This is a genomic window from Stenotrophomonas geniculata ATCC 19374 = JCM 13324 (genome assembly GCF_001431625.1).
Classification (GTDB): Bacteria; Pseudomonadota; Gammaproteobacteria; order Xanthomonadales; family Xanthomonadaceae; genus Stenotrophomonas; species Stenotrophomonas geniculata.
The window spans coordinates 1-14,561 of sequence record NZ_LLXT01000168.1 but is presented as its reverse complement, the minus strand read 5'-3'; the positions used below and the strand labels follow the sequence as shown (position 1 = coordinate 14,561).

The 14,561-nt window shown below is 67.8% G+C and carries 14 protein-coding genes; 6 read left to right on the top strand and 8 right to left on the bottom strand.

Features of this window, described 5'->3' with window-relative positions:
- Positions 1 to 129: 129 nt before the first annotated feature.
- The gene (locus ARC63_RS22410) at positions 130 to 1,323 is read right to left on the bottom strand and encodes an MFS transporter (protein ID WP_057504433.1); all 1,194 of its coding nucleotides are present in this window, start codon (positions 1,321 to 1,323) and stop codon (positions 130 to 132) included.
- A gap of 93 nt (positions 1,324 to 1,416) precedes the next feature.
- Here ARC63_RS22410 and ARC63_RS22405 point away from each other — a divergent pair, with 93 nt between their 5' ends.
- On the top strand, positions 1,417 to 2,346 hold the full coding sequence (locus ARC63_RS22405) for a LysR family transcriptional regulator (RefSeq protein ID WP_057504432.1): 930 nt from the start codon (positions 1,417 to 1,419) through the stop codon (positions 2,344 to 2,346).
- Between the two features lie 16 nt (positions 2,347 to 2,362).
- Here ARC63_RS22405 and ARC63_RS22400 read toward each other — a convergent pair whose 3' ends face one another.
- Together ARC63_RS22400 and ARC63_RS22395 are read right to left on the bottom strand one after the other, a co-directional pair.
- Positions 2,363 to 3,820: an amidohydrolase family protein gene (locus ARC63_RS22400; protein WP_057504435.1), complete on the bottom strand. Its 1,458-nt coding sequence runs from the start codon at positions 3,818 to 3,820 to the stop codon at positions 2,363 to 2,365.
- Between the two features lie 51 nt (positions 3,821 to 3,871).
- Complete coding sequence (locus ARC63_RS22395) at positions 3,872 to 4,573, bottom strand: ankyrin repeat domain-containing protein (protein ID WP_057504431.1); 702 nt, start codon at positions 4,571 to 4,573, stop codon at positions 3,872 to 3,874.
- 122 nt (positions 4,574 to 4,695) lie between these two features.
- On the opposite strand from ARC63_RS22395, the gene ARC63_RS22390 reads away from it, so the two are divergent.
- Both ARC63_RS22390 and ARC63_RS22385 read left to right on the top strand, forming a co-directional pair.
- Positions 4,696 to 5,577 (top strand): LysR substrate-binding domain-containing protein, encoded by an 882-nt coding sequence (locus ARC63_RS22390; RefSeq protein WP_057504430.1) that lies wholly within the window; start codon positions 4,696 to 4,698, stop codon positions 5,575 to 5,577.
- 131 nt (positions 5,578 to 5,708) lie between these two features.
- Positions 5,709 to 6,146 carry a DUF3806 domain-containing protein gene (locus ARC63_RS22385; RefSeq protein WP_057504429.1) on the top strand — a complete coding sequence of 146 codons (438 nt, stop codon included), beginning with the start codon at positions 5,709 to 5,711 and terminating at the stop codon, positions 6,144 to 6,146.
- 49 nt (positions 6,147 to 6,195) lie between these two features.
- On the opposite strand, the gene ARC63_RS22380 is transcribed toward ARC63_RS22385, so the two are convergent.
- Positions 6,196 to 7,356: an amidohydrolase family protein gene (locus ARC63_RS22380; protein ID WP_057504428.1), complete on the bottom strand. Its 1,161-nt coding sequence runs from the start codon at positions 7,354 to 7,356 to the stop codon at positions 6,196 to 6,198.
- A 183-nt stretch (positions 7,357 to 7,539) separates the two neighbouring features.
- On the opposite strand from ARC63_RS22380, the gene ARC63_RS22375 reads away from it, so the two are divergent.
- Positions 7,540 to 8,181 carry a hypothetical protein gene (locus ARC63_RS22375; protein WP_043401982.1) on the top strand — a complete coding sequence of 214 codons (642 nt, stop codon included), beginning with the start codon at positions 7,540 to 7,542 and terminating at the stop codon, positions 8,179 to 8,181.
- Between the two features lie 29 nt (positions 8,182 to 8,210).
- Here the strand turns inward: ARC63_RS22375 and ARC63_RS22370 are convergent, their stop codons facing one another.
- Both ARC63_RS22370 and ARC63_RS22365 read right to left on the bottom strand, forming a co-directional pair.
- Positions 8,211 to 8,843, bottom strand: coding sequence for a hypothetical protein (locus ARC63_RS22370; RefSeq protein WP_231298682.1), 633 nt, complete (start codon positions 8,841 to 8,843; stop codon positions 8,211 to 8,213).
- A gap of 104 nt (positions 8,844 to 8,947) precedes the next feature.
- Positions 8,948 to 11,674, bottom strand: a complete 2,727-nt coding sequence (locus tag ARC63_RS22365; protein WP_057504427.1) for a TonB-dependent receptor plug domain-containing protein — start codon at positions 11,672 to 11,674, stop codon at positions 8,948 to 8,950.
- 218 nt (positions 11,675 to 11,892) lie between these two features.
- Here ARC63_RS22365 and ARC63_RS22360 point away from each other — a divergent pair, with 218 nt between their 5' ends.
- Positions 11,893 to 12,492: a GNAT family N-acetyltransferase gene (locus tag ARC63_RS22360; RefSeq protein ID WP_019337893.1), complete on the top strand. Its 600-nt coding sequence runs from the start codon at positions 11,893 to 11,895 to the stop codon at positions 12,490 to 12,492.
- Here the strand turns inward: ARC63_RS22360 and ARC63_RS22355 are convergent.
- Both ARC63_RS22355 and ARC63_RS22350 read right to left on the bottom strand, forming a co-directional pair.
- Positions 12,489 to 13,277, bottom strand: a complete 789-nt coding sequence (locus ARC63_RS22355) for a CDP-diacylglycerol diphosphatase (protein WP_019337894.1) — start codon at positions 13,275 to 13,277, stop codon at positions 12,489 to 12,491. The genes ARC63_RS22360 and ARC63_RS22355 overlap by 4 nt on opposite strands.
- A gap of 68 nt (positions 13,278 to 13,345) precedes the next feature.
- Complete coding sequence (locus ARC63_RS22350) at positions 13,346 to 14,002, bottom strand: hypothetical protein (protein WP_010485068.1); 657 nt, start codon at positions 14,000 to 14,002, stop codon at positions 13,346 to 13,348.
- 171 nt (positions 14,003 to 14,173) lie between these two features.
- Between ARC63_RS22350 and ARC63_RS22345 the strand changes: the two genes are divergently transcribed.
- Positions 14,174 to 14,470, top strand: a complete 297-nt coding sequence (locus ARC63_RS22345; RefSeq protein ID WP_010485066.1) for an I78 family peptidase inhibitor — start codon at positions 14,174 to 14,176, stop codon at positions 14,468 to 14,470.
- Positions 14,471 to 14,561: the final 91 nt, after the last annotated feature.

Sequence of the window (14,561 nt, the reverse complement as noted above, 5' to 3'; positions counted from 1 at the left end):
CGTCCCCCGCAACCGGACCCACCCCGCCTACCTACAGGAACCCCGCCGTTGCCGTTGCTGTTGCTGGTGCCGTTGCTGGTGCCGTTGCCTCCAGCAGGTGCAGGGCTGCAAGCCCTGCCGAACGCCCCCTTACTTCAAACGCAGCAGCAGGCTGCCGCCCGCACATACCACCGCCAACCAGGCCACGCCGTGCCACCCCCACTGCGCCAGCGCCAGGCTGCCCAGCGCACCACCGGCAGCCATGCCGATGAACATGCCGGTGAACAGCAACGCATTGAGCCGGCTACGTGCCGGCGGCACCAGGCCATAGACCAGCGTCTGGTGCGCCACCAGCGCCGACTGGAAGCCGAAGTCGAACAGCAGCGCACTCACCACCAGCAGCGGCAGCAGCGCGGCGGCCGGCAGCCAGGACTCAGCCAGCAGCAGGCCGAAGCCCAGCAACGCCACCGCGATCGCCAGCCGCGCCACTGCATGGCAACCCAAGCGATCGGCGAATCGACCCGCAAATGGTGCGGCCAGTGCACCGGCCGCACCCGCAATACCGAACGCACCCGCCGCCGCACTGCCCAGGCCCAGACGAGCATGCAGCATCAGCGCCAGGGTCGACCAGAATGCACTGAAACCCACCGCCAGAAGCGACTGGCTGGCCACCGCACGGCGCAGCTGCGGCTGCTCGCGCCACAACGCCAGCAATGAGCCCAGCAACGCCGGATAGCGCAGCGTGCTGGTCGGTGCAAAACGCGGCAGCGCACGCGCCATCACCGCGCCCATCGCCGCCACCGATACCGCAGCCAGTACGAACTGCGTGCGCCAACCCCACGCTTCAGCCACCACGCCACTGACCACGCGCGACAACAGGATGCCCAGCAACAAGCCGGTCATCACCCGGCCGACGATCTGCCCGCGCTGCGCATCCGGTGCCAGCACCGCAGCGGCCGGCACGATGTCCTGCGCCAGCGTGGCCATCAGCCCGACCAGCAGGCTGGCCATCAGCAGGCCCGGCAGGTGCCCGGCCATCGCTGCAGCACCCAATGCCAGTGCCAGCAATGCAGATTTCAACAGGATCAGCTTGCGGCGGTCGAACCGGTCACCCAGCGGCGCCAGCAGCAGGATGCCCATTGCATAGCCAAGCTGGGTCAGGGTCGGTACCAGGCCAGCGGCGCGCTCACCCGCGCCGAGGTCCTGGGCGATCAGGCCCAGCATCGGCTGGCTGTAATAGAGCGAGGCGACCGAGAAGCCGGCGCCGGCCGCCATTGCCAGCACCAGCGGGGTGGAGGGTGCGGTCGCGGGTGCGGCGGCGACGGACAGCGAAGGGGTAGACATGGGGGAGTCCGGTGGAAGAAGTGGACGTATCCTGCCCGCATTCGCCCAACGTCTGTAGTAGGCTGAAATACATATCATTCATACGCCCTACGCATGACCGAGCTCACCGCTGGCGCCGATCGCCTGGATCTGCTGCGCACCTTCCTGCGCATCGTCGATACCGGCAGCCTGTCTGCCGCAGCCGCGCAGCTGGGCACCACCCAGCCAACGGTCAGCCGACGCCTGCAGGCATTGGAGCGGCAGCTCGGCCTGCGCCTGCTGCTGCGCTCCACCCATGGCCTGCAACTGACCGAGGATGGCCTGCGCTGCCAGCGCCATGCGCAACGCGTGGTCGACGAATGGGAGTCGCTGCAGGCCGAACTCCACGGCGAGCCGGAAACACTGCGCGGCCGTCTGCGGGTGATGGTGCCGCATGCCTTCGGCCAGGCGCAGCTGCTGCCGACCATGCTCGCATTCCTCGCCCGGCATCCGCAGCTGAGCCTGGAGTGGATCCTTGAAGATCGGCGTCCGGATTTCATTGCAGAAGGCATCGACTGCGCGGTGCGGGTGGGCCCGGTCGACGAACCGCGCATGGTCGCGCTGCCGCTGGCCGAAGTACCGCGCATCGTCGTGGCGGCGCCCTCGCTGGTGGACGCCACGGCAGTCAGTACGCCGGAACAGGCGCAGTCACTGCCGTGGATCTCGCTGGTCACCTACTACCGCGAACGACTGCTGCTGCATGACGCGCAGGGGCACGCGCATACCCTTTCGATCAGCCCGCGCCTGCTCAGCGACAACCTGTTCGTGGTGCAGCAGGCCGCATGTGCCGGGCTGGGAGCGGCCGTGGTCTCGGCCTGGCTGGTGGCCGACGACCTCGCACAAGGGCGGCTGGTGCAGCTGCTGCCGGACTGGCAGGCACCGCCACTGCCGGTACACGTGGTATTTCCCGCAGCGCGCCAGCAGCCGCCGCGGCTGCGCGCCTTCATCGATGCGATGAAGGCCGCACTACCGCAGCTGCACGGCATGCGGCCGGCGCCGCGCTAGGTCACCGGCCGCATCATCAATTGGCCTTCGCCGCCTCGGCATTCCACGCCGCGACCTTGGCCTTGGTGTCGGCCAGCATCCTGTCCAGCGCGGCGCGGTCATACACGTTGCCGCGCAGGATCACGCTGTCGATCTTCTCGGTGGCAGCGATGTCCTGCAGCGGGTTGGCGGTCAGCAGCACCAGATCGGCGGCCTTGCCCTGCGCGACACCACCGTAACGGTCCATCTGGCCGAACCAGGCCGGGCCGGAACGGGTTGCGGCCGACAGTGCCTGCGGTGCGCTCAGGCCTTCCTTCACGAACAGCTGCAGTTCCTGGTGCAGGGCGATGCCCGGGAAGTTGAACGAGTTGAGGAAGCCCGCATCAGTACCGGCAATGATCGTCACACCCGCTTCCTGCAGCAGCGGCAGCACGGCGGCCACCTGGTGATACTGCGCGTGGCGCGCTTCGATCTGCGCCGGCGTCGCCTTCGCCGCGCGGTCCACGCGCCACTGGTAGGTCGCGCGCAGGCCCGGGCCGATGTAGGCCAGGTACGGGTCGTTGGCGTGGTCATCCTGGTCGAGGAAGTCGAGGATGCGGCCGCCGTTGAGGGTCGGGGTCACGAATACGCCGCGCTTGGCGAAATCACGGTAGGCCCGCATTGCGGTGTCACGGTCGAAGCTGGCGTCGAGGCGGCGGTTGGCTTCGGCACGGTCGATGCGGCCAGCTCCGAAGTCGGCGGCAATCTGCGCCTCGTCCTTGCTGCCGGCCTTGAACGCGTAGTCCAGGTGCTCGATCGAGGCCAGGCCGGCATCGACCGCCTGCTCCACGGTCAGCGCCATCGGGATGTGGCCCGACGCCTTGAATCCGGCCTTGCGCGCGGCACTGGCCGAGTACAGGAACAGTTCCGGCTTCAGCGTGCTGTCGGTGATCTTCACGAAATCGACCTTGTCGTGCTGCAGGCGGGCGATTGCCTTGTCGGCGTCGGCCTCGCTGCCCACTTCGATCGTGCCCTTCCAGACCGGCTTGATGCCTTCGATCTTCGCGCCGGAACTCAGCAGGCGCGGGCCGAACAGGGTGCCCTTGGCGATCTCGCCACGCCACTGCAGCACCTGCTCGGGCAGATCGCCGGAACAGTCACGCACCGTGGTGATGCCATGCGCGATGTACAGCGGCAGCAGTGCCTTGTTCTCTTCGATCAGCGCCGGGCCACCACCGAAGTGCACGTGCATGTCCCACAGCCCCGGGATCAGGTATTTGCCCTTGGCATCGATCTGGCGGGTCGCGCTCCACTGGCTGCGCAGCTGCGCGTCCGGGCCGACAGCGACGATGTCCTCGCCGCGGATCACCACGCTCTGACCAGCCAGGGTACTGGCGTGCTCGACATCGACCACGGTAGCGTTGCGGATCAGCAGGTCGGCGCGCTCGGCAGCAGACGCCGACAGCGGTGCCACCGCAAGAAGGATGGCGAAGGACAACGGACGGGAACGGAACATGGACAGCATCCTGGTGGGCACGCCCAGCGTGCGGGTGGAAGGGGTTTGCATTCAGCGCACCGCGCCGTGCTGGCGCAGCAGGGTTTCAATTCCGGAATAGCCGCGCTGGCGCGCGTGCGCCAGCGGCGTCACACCGTCGCCGTCAGCCAGCTCCGGGTCGGCACCGGCCTCCAGCAGCAGCTGCACGATCTGCACGTGGCGCGCGCCGCCATCGCCGAGCAGGATCGCTTCCAGCAGCGCAGTCCAGTGCAGGCGGTTGACATGGTCCACCGCCACGCCGGCCCGCAGCAGCGTGCGCACAGTGGCGACATGGCCGCGCTCTGCCGCCGGAATCAGCGCGGTGCCGCCATAGCGGTTGGTGCTGCGAAGATCGGCACCATGCGCCAGGGTCATCGCCAGGATCTCATCAAGGCCACGCGCGCCTGCGTACAGGTAGGCGCTGTCCTGCAACGCATCCTTGGCGTTGACGTCGGCACCGGCCTCGATCAGCTCGCGCGCGGCATCCACGTTGTTGCCATGCGTGGCCAGCAGCAGCGCGGTGCGGCCCTGTCCATCGCGCGCCTCCAGCGTGGCGCCCTCCTCGATCGCCTGTCGCACCGCAGCAGCGTCACCGCGGCTGGCAGCATCACGCAGGCGGCCATCGACGTCGGCTTTGGACGTTGCGGTGCAGGCCGGGGTGACCATGGCCAGCAGGCACAACAGCAGCACGCGCGCGAACGGCGCACGCCAGCCAGGGGAACGATGGACGCGCATGACAGTGACTCCTCATGTCCGTCGCCACGGAGCACCGGGCGACGGTAGCAACAGCCGGGCATTGCCGGCCCCTGCCCTGCATGGTAGAAGTCGGCTTGGGTATCCAGAAGTGAAATGTTCAAATGCAAGACAGTGCCAAATCGAATAGAACCCTGTTCGAACTGGACCTGCTGCGGGCGCTGGTGATGGTGGCCGACTGCGGCAGCTTCACCACGGCGGCCACGCGCCTGCATTCGACACAATCCACGGTCAGCCAGAAGGTACGCCGGCTGGAGGAACTGGCCGGGCATCGCCTGCTCGAACGCGGCCACCGCGACGTTCACCCCACCGACGCCGGCCACACCCTGCTCGGCTACGCGCGGCGCATGCTCGACCTGAACGAGGAAATGGCACAGGCGCTGGCCGGCGCGATGGTGGAGACCGCCGTCCGCATCGGCGTGCCGGAGGACTTCGTCAACCCGCAGACCACCCGCATGCTGGCCGCCTTCAGCCGCCGCCACCCGCAGGTGAAACTGGAGATCAGCAGCGGCCTGAGCCGTGACCTGGCGCAGGGCTTCGACCACGGCGAGCTGGACCTGGTGCTGGTCAAGCAGCGCCGCAACAGCCGCCAGGCGGTGCATTGCCGGCGCGAGCCGATGCACTGGATCGACAGCCTGCGCAGCAGTTGCCTGCAGCAGGACCCGCTGCCGCTGGTCACCTTCCCGCCGCGAGGGCTGTACCGCGACGAGATGATCCACGCCGTGGAAGCGCTGGGCCTGCGCTGGCGCATCGCCTTCACCAGCTCGTCGCTGAGCGGCATCCAGGGCGCGGTAGCCGACGGCATCGGCATCAGCCTGCTGCCGCGCCGTGCAGTCACCCGCGAGCACCGCATCATCGATGGCGAGCGTGAGCTGCCGGTGATCGACAACTACGAGATCGGCCTGCTGCACCGTGCCGATGCCGACGATGCCGTGCGCGCACTGGCCAGCGAGCTGTGGCGGCAGGTGCAACGCGAACCGGACTGACCACAGTAGATCCACGCCATGCGTGGATGGATTTCGCGCATCACGCATCGAAACATGGTCAATCCGGCCGCACGGCCGGCAACATCGCCTCGTAGAGTGCCTGTTGTTTCCGTGCTCCACGGCGCCTTGCCATGTCCGACGAAATCCCCACCCGTTTCGATCCCCTGCCCGCTGCCCTGCAGACGCATCTGCAGCACCAGCGTTCGCTGATCGCCGCGCGCGTGGCCGCCGGCTTTCCGACGTTGCCGGTGCAGTGGCCGCTGGCGGCCACCACCCTGCAGCGCGTGGTCGACGCGGAGCTGATCGATCGTGACGACGGCGAAGGCTGGGAAGCACTGGGCGTTGCGTTCGGTGACACCCTGGCCCAGCGCGTGCCGGGCCTGGCCTGGATGCAGGTGACCGATGCCTGGGGCGTCGACGCGGTGCTGCGCTATGCCGACAGCAGCCTGCAGATCGGCGCCAGCACGCTGCTGCTCAAGCGCGTCGAGCAGGGCGAGATCATCGACATCGCCCATCTGCTGGCGTGGCTTGAGGAATTCATCGCCACCCACGCCGACGATTACGCCTGAAAGGTCGCCGAGCATGGCTCGGCACTACAGGGGGTTGCGCGGCGTGGATCTAGAGCCAGCGGCCGTCGACCACCACGCGGCGCTCCAGCGGCACCGCAGCCACGGCCGCCGGGCCGTGGTCGGCACGCACGGCCACGAAGGTCGCCGGCCGGCCTTCGGCAATACCATGCTGCGGCAGGCCGATCGCCTGCGCGGCATGGGTGGTGACCATGTCCAGCGCCAGCATCAGGTCGGCATCGGTGTAGAAGCCGGACCGGTAGCCCAGCAGCATCGCCCGCTGCAGCAGGTCGCCATTGCCATACGGCCACCAGCAGTCACGGATGTTGTCGTTGCCTGCGAACACGCGCACACCGGCATCATGCAGCGCGCGCAGCGGCGGGAACGGATGATCCCCCGGCGCGTTGCTCATGATCGCCACACCCGCGGTGGCCAATGCTTCGCCCACCTGCAGCGCGCGCGCCAGCGGCACGTCGCCCAGCGCATAGGCATGGCTGACCGCAACACGCCCCTGCAGGCCGGCAGCCCGTGTCCGCGCGGCGATGCGCAGCAGCTGGGCCAGGCCGGTTTCGCCCGGCTCGTGCAGATGGATGTCCAGCTGCACGCCGTAGTGCTCGGCCAGGCCGAACAGCAGCGCCAATTGGCCTTCGGCATCACCATCGAGCGTGGTCGGGTCGATGCCGCCGAGCACCTCCACGCCCGCGGCAAGCGCCTGCTCCAGCACCGCGGCGGTACCCGGACAGGACATCACCCCGGCCTGCGGGAACGCCACCAGCTGGATGCGCATGATGTCCACACAGCGCAACGCCGCCTCGCGTACGGCTTCGAGATGGCCAAGCCCGGTGCTGGCGTCGATATCGACATGACAGCGCATCGCCACGGTACCGAAAGCACTGCACTGGCGGATCAGCGCCTCGGCACGGTCCACCATCGGTGCTGCACCCGCCACCGCCGCCTTCTCTACCGCCAGCCGCTCACGCAGGCTGTTCACCGGCTGGTGCGGGTGCCAACGGTCGCCGACAAAGCTCTTGTCGAGGTGGATGTGGCCGTCCACCAGCCCGGGCAGCACCGCGAAGCCCTGCAGGTCGACGCATTCCGCCCCGTCAGCCGGCGCGGCCTCGCCATTGAGGCCGCTGATGCGGCCATCACGGATATGGAAATGCAGTGGCGCACCGTCGCGGTCGACACCGCCATGGACGAACTGGAGGGTCATCGGGAACTCCCGGAAAGCCAAGACTGGCGCCATCGTGCGCCTCGACACAGCCATCGGCCAACGAAATATCTGGATGGCACACATTCACCAGAAAAATGATCAGCCCTGCGACAACCGGTCGCAGCCACGCCGTGCACACCCCTGAACGGGTAACATGGGCGCCTGTTTCCGTTGTGATGCCGCATGGGCCCGTCCGACCGCCACGATCGCCTCCGCCGCTGGCAGGCCGCGTCCCTGCTTGCCGCCGCCCCGATCGCCAGCCTGTCCGCCACTGATGCTGCGGCCGCTGCGCCGCTGCAGTCGCCGCCGGGCCAGCAGCGCATCGCCCCGGCGGCACTGGTCGAGCGCCTGCACCAGCGCGTACTGTCCGGGCAGAGCGCCACCGCCACGCTGGAACACTGGTGCGCCGAGCACGGCCTGGCCGAACAGGCGCGGGTGCGTGCAGTGCGCATACACGGCCAGGACAAGCCGGCCCCCGCCGACGTTCTGCAGTCGCTGGGCGCGACGCCGGGTACCGAACTGCGCTATCGCCGCGTACAGCTGGTCTGCGGCAGCCGCGTTCTGTCCGAGGCCGACAACTGGTACCTGCCCGGCCACCTCAGCCCGGCCATGAACCAGGTGCTGGACAGCACCGACGAGCCGTTCGGTCGCGTGGTCGGCCCGCTCGGTTTCCAGCGCCAGACCCTGGCTGACCAGACGTTCTGGCCGCCGCGGGGTGAAGGCGATCACGGCGTGATCCTGGAGGTGCGTGCCCTGTTGCGCGACCGCCAGCAGCAGCCTTTCAGCTACGTCATCGAGTCGTACCTCCAACAGGCGCTGCCGTAGCGCACTGCTGTCCCGGGCATGTCCCGCCGCTACCGACCCGTGATGGCGTTGGCGGCCGGGTCCACCGAAAACACGAAACGCCCGCCGTGCTGGTCCCTGCCCCACGTCATCGGTGCCGTGGTCAGGCTGTAGACCGGACTTGCCCTGTCCATGCCGATCGCCTCGGACCAGGCGCTGAAATCCTCATCGGTGCGGCTGCGGATCTCGCCGACACACAGGCTGTAGCCACAGGCAAAAGACACCAGCGTGCCGTCGCTGCCGATGAGCCGGGTCGCAGCCGTCCTGTAGAGCCGGGTCAGGTCCTGCACTTCCGGGTGGCCCGCCGCATCCTGCTCGAACTGGCTGATCGCCTGCGCAAAGGCGTTGTCCGAGCCCAGGATCACGTCGCTCTTTTCCGCCGACAGTGCTCCTTCAGTCAACAGCAAGCGCTCGCCCTCGAGGAAGTGTCCCTCCGGATCCGCAGGCCCTTGCCCGGCCGTCGCACGCGTCGATGCCGTTGGCACGCGCGCTGATCCAGCATCGGTCACTGCGTTGGAAAGAGACGGCACGGGCGCGGCGCTGGCCGCCTCCGCAGCATCGTCCACACTGGCCGCCTGCTTGCTGCTGCAACCGGCAATGGCCAGCACGGCAATCACACTCCACACTCTGGCATCCATGCGCATCATCCTCCGGGTATCGCCACAGCATGCCACGCGCGCAGCGGCAGCACCGGTGCACTGCACAAAGAAAAGCCCGGCAATGCCGGGCCTTTCGTTCGCCTGCCGGATCAACGGAACCGGTAATCCAGCTGCACCCAGTACTGGCGGCCGTACGGGTCGTAATTGCCGACCGGGTAGAACGGCCAGCCGCCTCCGTTCCTGTCTGCCGGCGGGCGGCTGTCGCGCAGGTTGTTGACGATCACCCCCACCGACAGGTTCTCGCCGAACTGGCGGAACACGCTGGCGTTGTACGTCATGTACGGCGCGATGCGGCCACTGCCATCGGTCTTCGGCAGCGAGCCGAAGCGGTTGCCGTACAGCGTGGTGGTCCAGTCACCCTGGTTCCAGGTGATGCTGCCGTTGGCCTTGCTGCGCCACTGGTAGTCATCCAGCGAATTGCGGATGTCACGCTCCGGATCATCGGAGAACTGCCGGTATTTGTGCTCCAGCACCACCGTGTAGGCCAGGCGCGTGGTGAAGCGGCCATAACGGCCGGCATCGAAACGCCAGTTGCCCTTCAGGTCCAGGCCACGAACCGATTCGGAGGCGGCGTTGATCGGATTGATCAGCACACGGGTCACCTGGTCCGGCTGCACGGTTGCGTTGGACGGGTTGCGGATCACCCGAGACAGCGCGTCCTGGCACAGCGGTGAACCGATATCCCGCGCTTCGCCGCCCAGCGTGCGGCCCAGGCGGCAATCGGCCTCGTCACGCAGGATTCGGCTGGTATCGAGGCTGGTCACCTCGTTGTCGATGCGGATGTCGTAGTAGTCGGCACTGAAATCCAGGCCAGACAGCGGCGACCAGACCACGCCGAAGCCATAGGACTTGGCCGATTCCGGCTGCAGCTGCGCATTGGCGCGGTTGCTGTAGTCGATCGACAGGCCGTTGTAGTCACAGTTGTCGTACGACTGGCCTGCGGTGCGGCAGCGCCAGTAGTCGGTCATGCCCGGGTTGTAACCGCGCGTCTCCGTCGCGAACACATAGTTCATGTCCGGCGCCCGGAAACTGGTCGCCGCCGTACCACGGATCAGCAGGCTCTCGATCGGACGGAACTCGACGCCAACGCTCCAGGTCGCCTTGCCGATGTGCTCGCCACCCGCACGGTACTGGTCGTAACGGCCGGCCAGCGTGGTGGTCAGCGACTGCAGCAGCGGCAACTGCAGCTCCACACCTGCGGCGTAGCGGTCACGCTCGCCACCGGCGCCGACGCCTGCACTGGTGTTCCAGAACTCGCCGGTTCCCAGGCGCGGGTCCGGGCGGTTGCGGTAGCCCTGGCTGCCGGCTTCGACCACCGCTGCCAATGCAGCGTCGCCACCGGGCAGCGCGAACAGGCGGCCGTTGACGCTGGCGCTGAAGGTCTGCAGCCATGCCGCATTGCGGCTTTCCTGGTAGTCGGACAGGCCCTCGTATTCGTTTGGGGTCAACGGCTTGAACAGGCGTGCCGGGTCCGGCGCATAGACCTCAACGCCATTGCGTACGCCCAGCTTCGGACCCAGCAGGTATTCGTTGATGCCGGCCAGCAGCACCGGGCGGCGGGTGCGGTTCTCGTAACGCGAGCGGCTGTAGACCGCCTCATAGTCCCAGCCACTGTCACCGATCTGACCACGTGCGCCGACGTTGAACGACCACGAGTTTTCCAGGAAGCGGTTGGCATTGCGCGGCAGGCCGCCGATTTCCTCCGGCGCGAAGCGGCGGTACCAGCTTTCCAGATTGCCGGTGGTCTGGTTGTAGAAGTAGTTGCGCGCCGAGGTCCAGGTCGGCGCACGCGTGTTGTTGTAGATGCGCGCGCTGCCCACGGCGACATCAGCGAACAGGTCGGTGGTCTCGTTGACGTGGAAGGTCAACAGACCGTAGCCGTTGAGGTTGCGCTTCTGGGTCTGCACGGTCCAGTAGCTGGCGGCGGCCTCGTTGCTGCCGCAGTACCAGCCCTGGCGCGGGTTGTTGGCGCGGAACACGCTGCCGCCATAGATCTCCGACGCTGCGTCGCAGCCGCTGACGCCCGGATCGATGTTGCGGCCGGTGGCAGCATTGCGGCGATAGGCGATCGCGGTCGCCTGCGGCGCCTTGCCGGCCGGGTCATCATCCAGCGAATCCATGAAGTCGCGCTGGCGCGCGTGGATCGCCTTGCGCACATCGAACTCGAAGCCGAACAGCGCATCCCAACGCTCGCCGGAACTGCCACCGACCACCTGCGCGCGCTGGTTGTCGCCACCGCCCTGCTGGGTGCCGCCGGCGCGCACGTTCACGTCCACACCCTCAAAACGGTCCTTGAGGATGATGTTGACCACGCCGGCGATGGCATCGGAGCCATACACCGCCGACGCACCGGCCGCCAGCACCTCGATGCGCTCGATCAGCGCACTGGGGATGTTGGCCAGGTTGACCACGTTCACCGAGCCCTCGTAGGCCAGCGGATAGTCGGCCTGGCGGCGGCCGTTGACCAGCACCAGCGTGCGGTTCGGGCCCAGCCCGCGCAGGTTGATGGTGTTGGCGGCCGGGGTGAAGGTATTGCCGAAGTCCTCGCCCTGCACGTTGCCGGTGTTCTCGGTCAGCGCGCTCAGCGCATCGAAGGCATTGCGGTAGCCCTGTGCATCGATCTGCTCCCGGCTGATCACCGTCACCGGCGAGGGCCCCTCCACACTGGCGCGCGGAATACGCGAGCCGGTGACCTTCACTTCCTGCAATGTGGTGGGTGCGCTTTCCTGCGCGAAGGCCGGCAGTGAGACCAGCATCAGGGACGACAGTGCGAGCACCAGCGGACGCGGGCGCAGCGCCTTGTGGGAGGCGGACATGGGCTTCCTGGGGAGTTTGGCGGGTGGTGGTACGGGACAGCGGCCTGTGCGGCACATAACGATCCCGTAACGAAAGTGTCCTGAATGGGGGGGTTCAACGGAAATGACCAGGCCTGATGGCCTTATGCCTGAACCGAATCAGACCCGCAGTGCCATTCGCCACACTTTTGCAATGTTTTGAATGGTGTGGCGCTGCGGGCACGGCCATCGTGCCGGGGATGATGACCCCGTATCCCACCTCCCTCCTTCCCCCGTTGCGCCCGGTACTGCGCCGTCACCTGCTGCAGCTGCAGGCCGCACCGGTCACCCTGCGCCCCTTCCAGCGTACCGACCTGCCGCGCTGGCGCCTGTTCGATGACCGCCGCCGGCGCGGCCGCCGTCACCCCGGCGACATCGACGAGGAGGCACGCTTTCTCGCCCACATGCATCGCTCGCGTCTGGAGCAGGACAACGACCAGCTGCTGCTGGGGGTGTTCGACGACGAACACGGCACTGTGCTGGATCAGCTGCACATCCGCCTGCAGTCGCTGCATGCGCGCAGCGCCGAGTTGCTGTCGCTGCAACACTGGCACCCGCATACCGACGCGGCGCTGCGGGCGCTGTGCCCGTTCCTGTTCGAGGATGTCGGCCTGCATCGCCTGTTCGTGATGCTGCCACCGGACTGCAATGACCCGTTCGCCACTGCGCTGCACGCCTTCGGCTTCGAGCAGGAAGGCCTGCTGCGCGACCATCATCTGGACCTGGAGGGCTGGCAGGATCGCCAGCTGCTGGCGCTGACCGCACCGGTCTGGCGAAGCCGCCAGCAGCCCCAGGGTTAGCGGACCCGCTCCAGCGACGCGCCTGCGCCGGTCAACACCGAGCAGGCGTGGTCCTGCAGCTCTTCAGCGCTGGCCTCGTTGCCGGTGCCGGCGTCCACACGGGTCGCCAGCAGAATGAAGCCCGGGCCGCCCTGCACCTCGTCCCGGCCGGCCACGACCAGGCTCCACTGGCCCACGTCGTCCACGCCAGCGAGGTCATAGGCCAACAGATTGAGCGGATTGGCGGTCAGTTCCGCGCCCGGCAGCAGGCGGGCCTGGTACTGATGGCCGCGCAGCAGCACCGGCAACGGTGCCCAGCGGCTGCCGAGGGCGGCAGCATGCGTGTCCAGCGCCTGCAGCACGTCGGCACGCAGGCAATCCACATGGATATGCAGCTGGTGCTGTGACCGGCCGTGCGGCGAGTTCAACGCCAGGCTGGCGACGTTGCGCGGCAGCGGTTGCCGCAAGGCCTGTTCGGTGTGGCTGCGCGCCTGCCAGGCTGCAGCGAAGTAGTTCGGTGCACCACGCTGGTACAGGCGGCGGTTCTCGATACCGCTGACCTTGTCCAGCGGCATCAGCAGGAACTGGTAGTCGCCGTGCGCGTCCTTGACCAGCACATCGCGGCGATCCGCGGCCGTCTCCACGCGCAGGCAGTCGCCGCGTGGACCTTCGGCGCCCTGGCAGTCACGTTCGATCAATCGCCATAACGCGTCGGAATGGGCCGGCGGCGGCGGCGCGCTGGCGCAGGCGGACAACAGCAGCAGGGACGGCAGCAGGGACGGCAGCAGGAAGGGGCGCAAGGACACGGAAACGACTCACGGAGCAGGCACGGCAGACAGCGCCGCGCTGCATTCTAGCCAGCGCGAAGCTGCAATCAGTAGGTGCCGAACGGCACTTCAACCACGATCGGTGCCTCGCCCTCACCCGCCTGCAGGCTGTAGCGATCCAGCGCGCCGTCGTCATCGGCGTGCGGCTGACGCTGGAAATGCAGCGGATAGCGAATGTCCCCCAGGCGGACGGCGCTGCCGTCGGCCTCCAGCGCGGCACCTTCGGGAATCAGCAGCCCGCCCAGGTCGCTGTAGGCGCCAGGCACGTCGGCGAAGCTGTAGTCGGCCAGCTCGTCCACCCGTTGCATCGCATAGACGTGCGGCACATAGGGACGTGCCGGGCTGCGGCCATTGCTCAGGTCGGTCACCCAGGCCTGCGGCAGGTGGTACTGCTCGCGCAGCGCGGCCACGCCCAGCGAGGGGCTGGCCACCTGCAGGCAGCACACCGCGCGCTTGCCCTCACGATCGAGGATGGCGAAACGGTCACCGCGGGTGGCCGCCTGCGGCAGCATGGCAAACGCCAGATTGCGCTGCGCAGGCGCGTAGCCCGCTTCAGTCTGCAGGTTGCGCCAGGCGCCGAATACCGGGGATTCGACCGGCACGGGTTCCGGATCGGCAGCGCAGGCGGCAAACGCCACGCCCAGCAACGACAACGCCAGCGCCGTCATCGTCTTGTCCTTGCCGCGGAAACTGCCTGCCGTCATACCCTATCCAACACCTGCGCCGGAAAGGCCCGGCCTGCCCGCTGGCGTACTACCAGCCATTCCTCCCACTATGCAATGACCACGCTGTGCCGGCAATGACCGGGGCGCTGACGCCTTTCGCACGCTCGGTGCTATCGTTCCCGCCATCTTCCCCTGCGCAGGAGCGCTCGCATGTCCGCATTCCGTCTGTCCCTGTTGCTGCCGGCCTCTGCCCTGCTGCTGTCGGCCTGCGTCAGCACCCCTGGCCCGGAAGTCAAAGGCAGCGGCCGTTGTGACGCCAGCCAGCTGGGCTGGGCGATCGGCCAGCCGGCCAATGAGCCCAACATCCGCCGCCTGTCCCGCGAGAGTGGTGCCGGCCTGGTCAACCCGATCGGCCCCAGCACCATCACCACCAAGGACATCCGCCAGGACCGCCTGCGCGTGTTCGTGGACAAGGACAACGTCATCACCGCCACCCGCTGCGAGTAAGCGCCGCCTCGGTTTTTGTAGAGCCGAGCCCACGCTCGGCTGCTCTGCGGCCGGGCCACGCGAGAACCCGAGTCGAGCATGGCTTGTATGT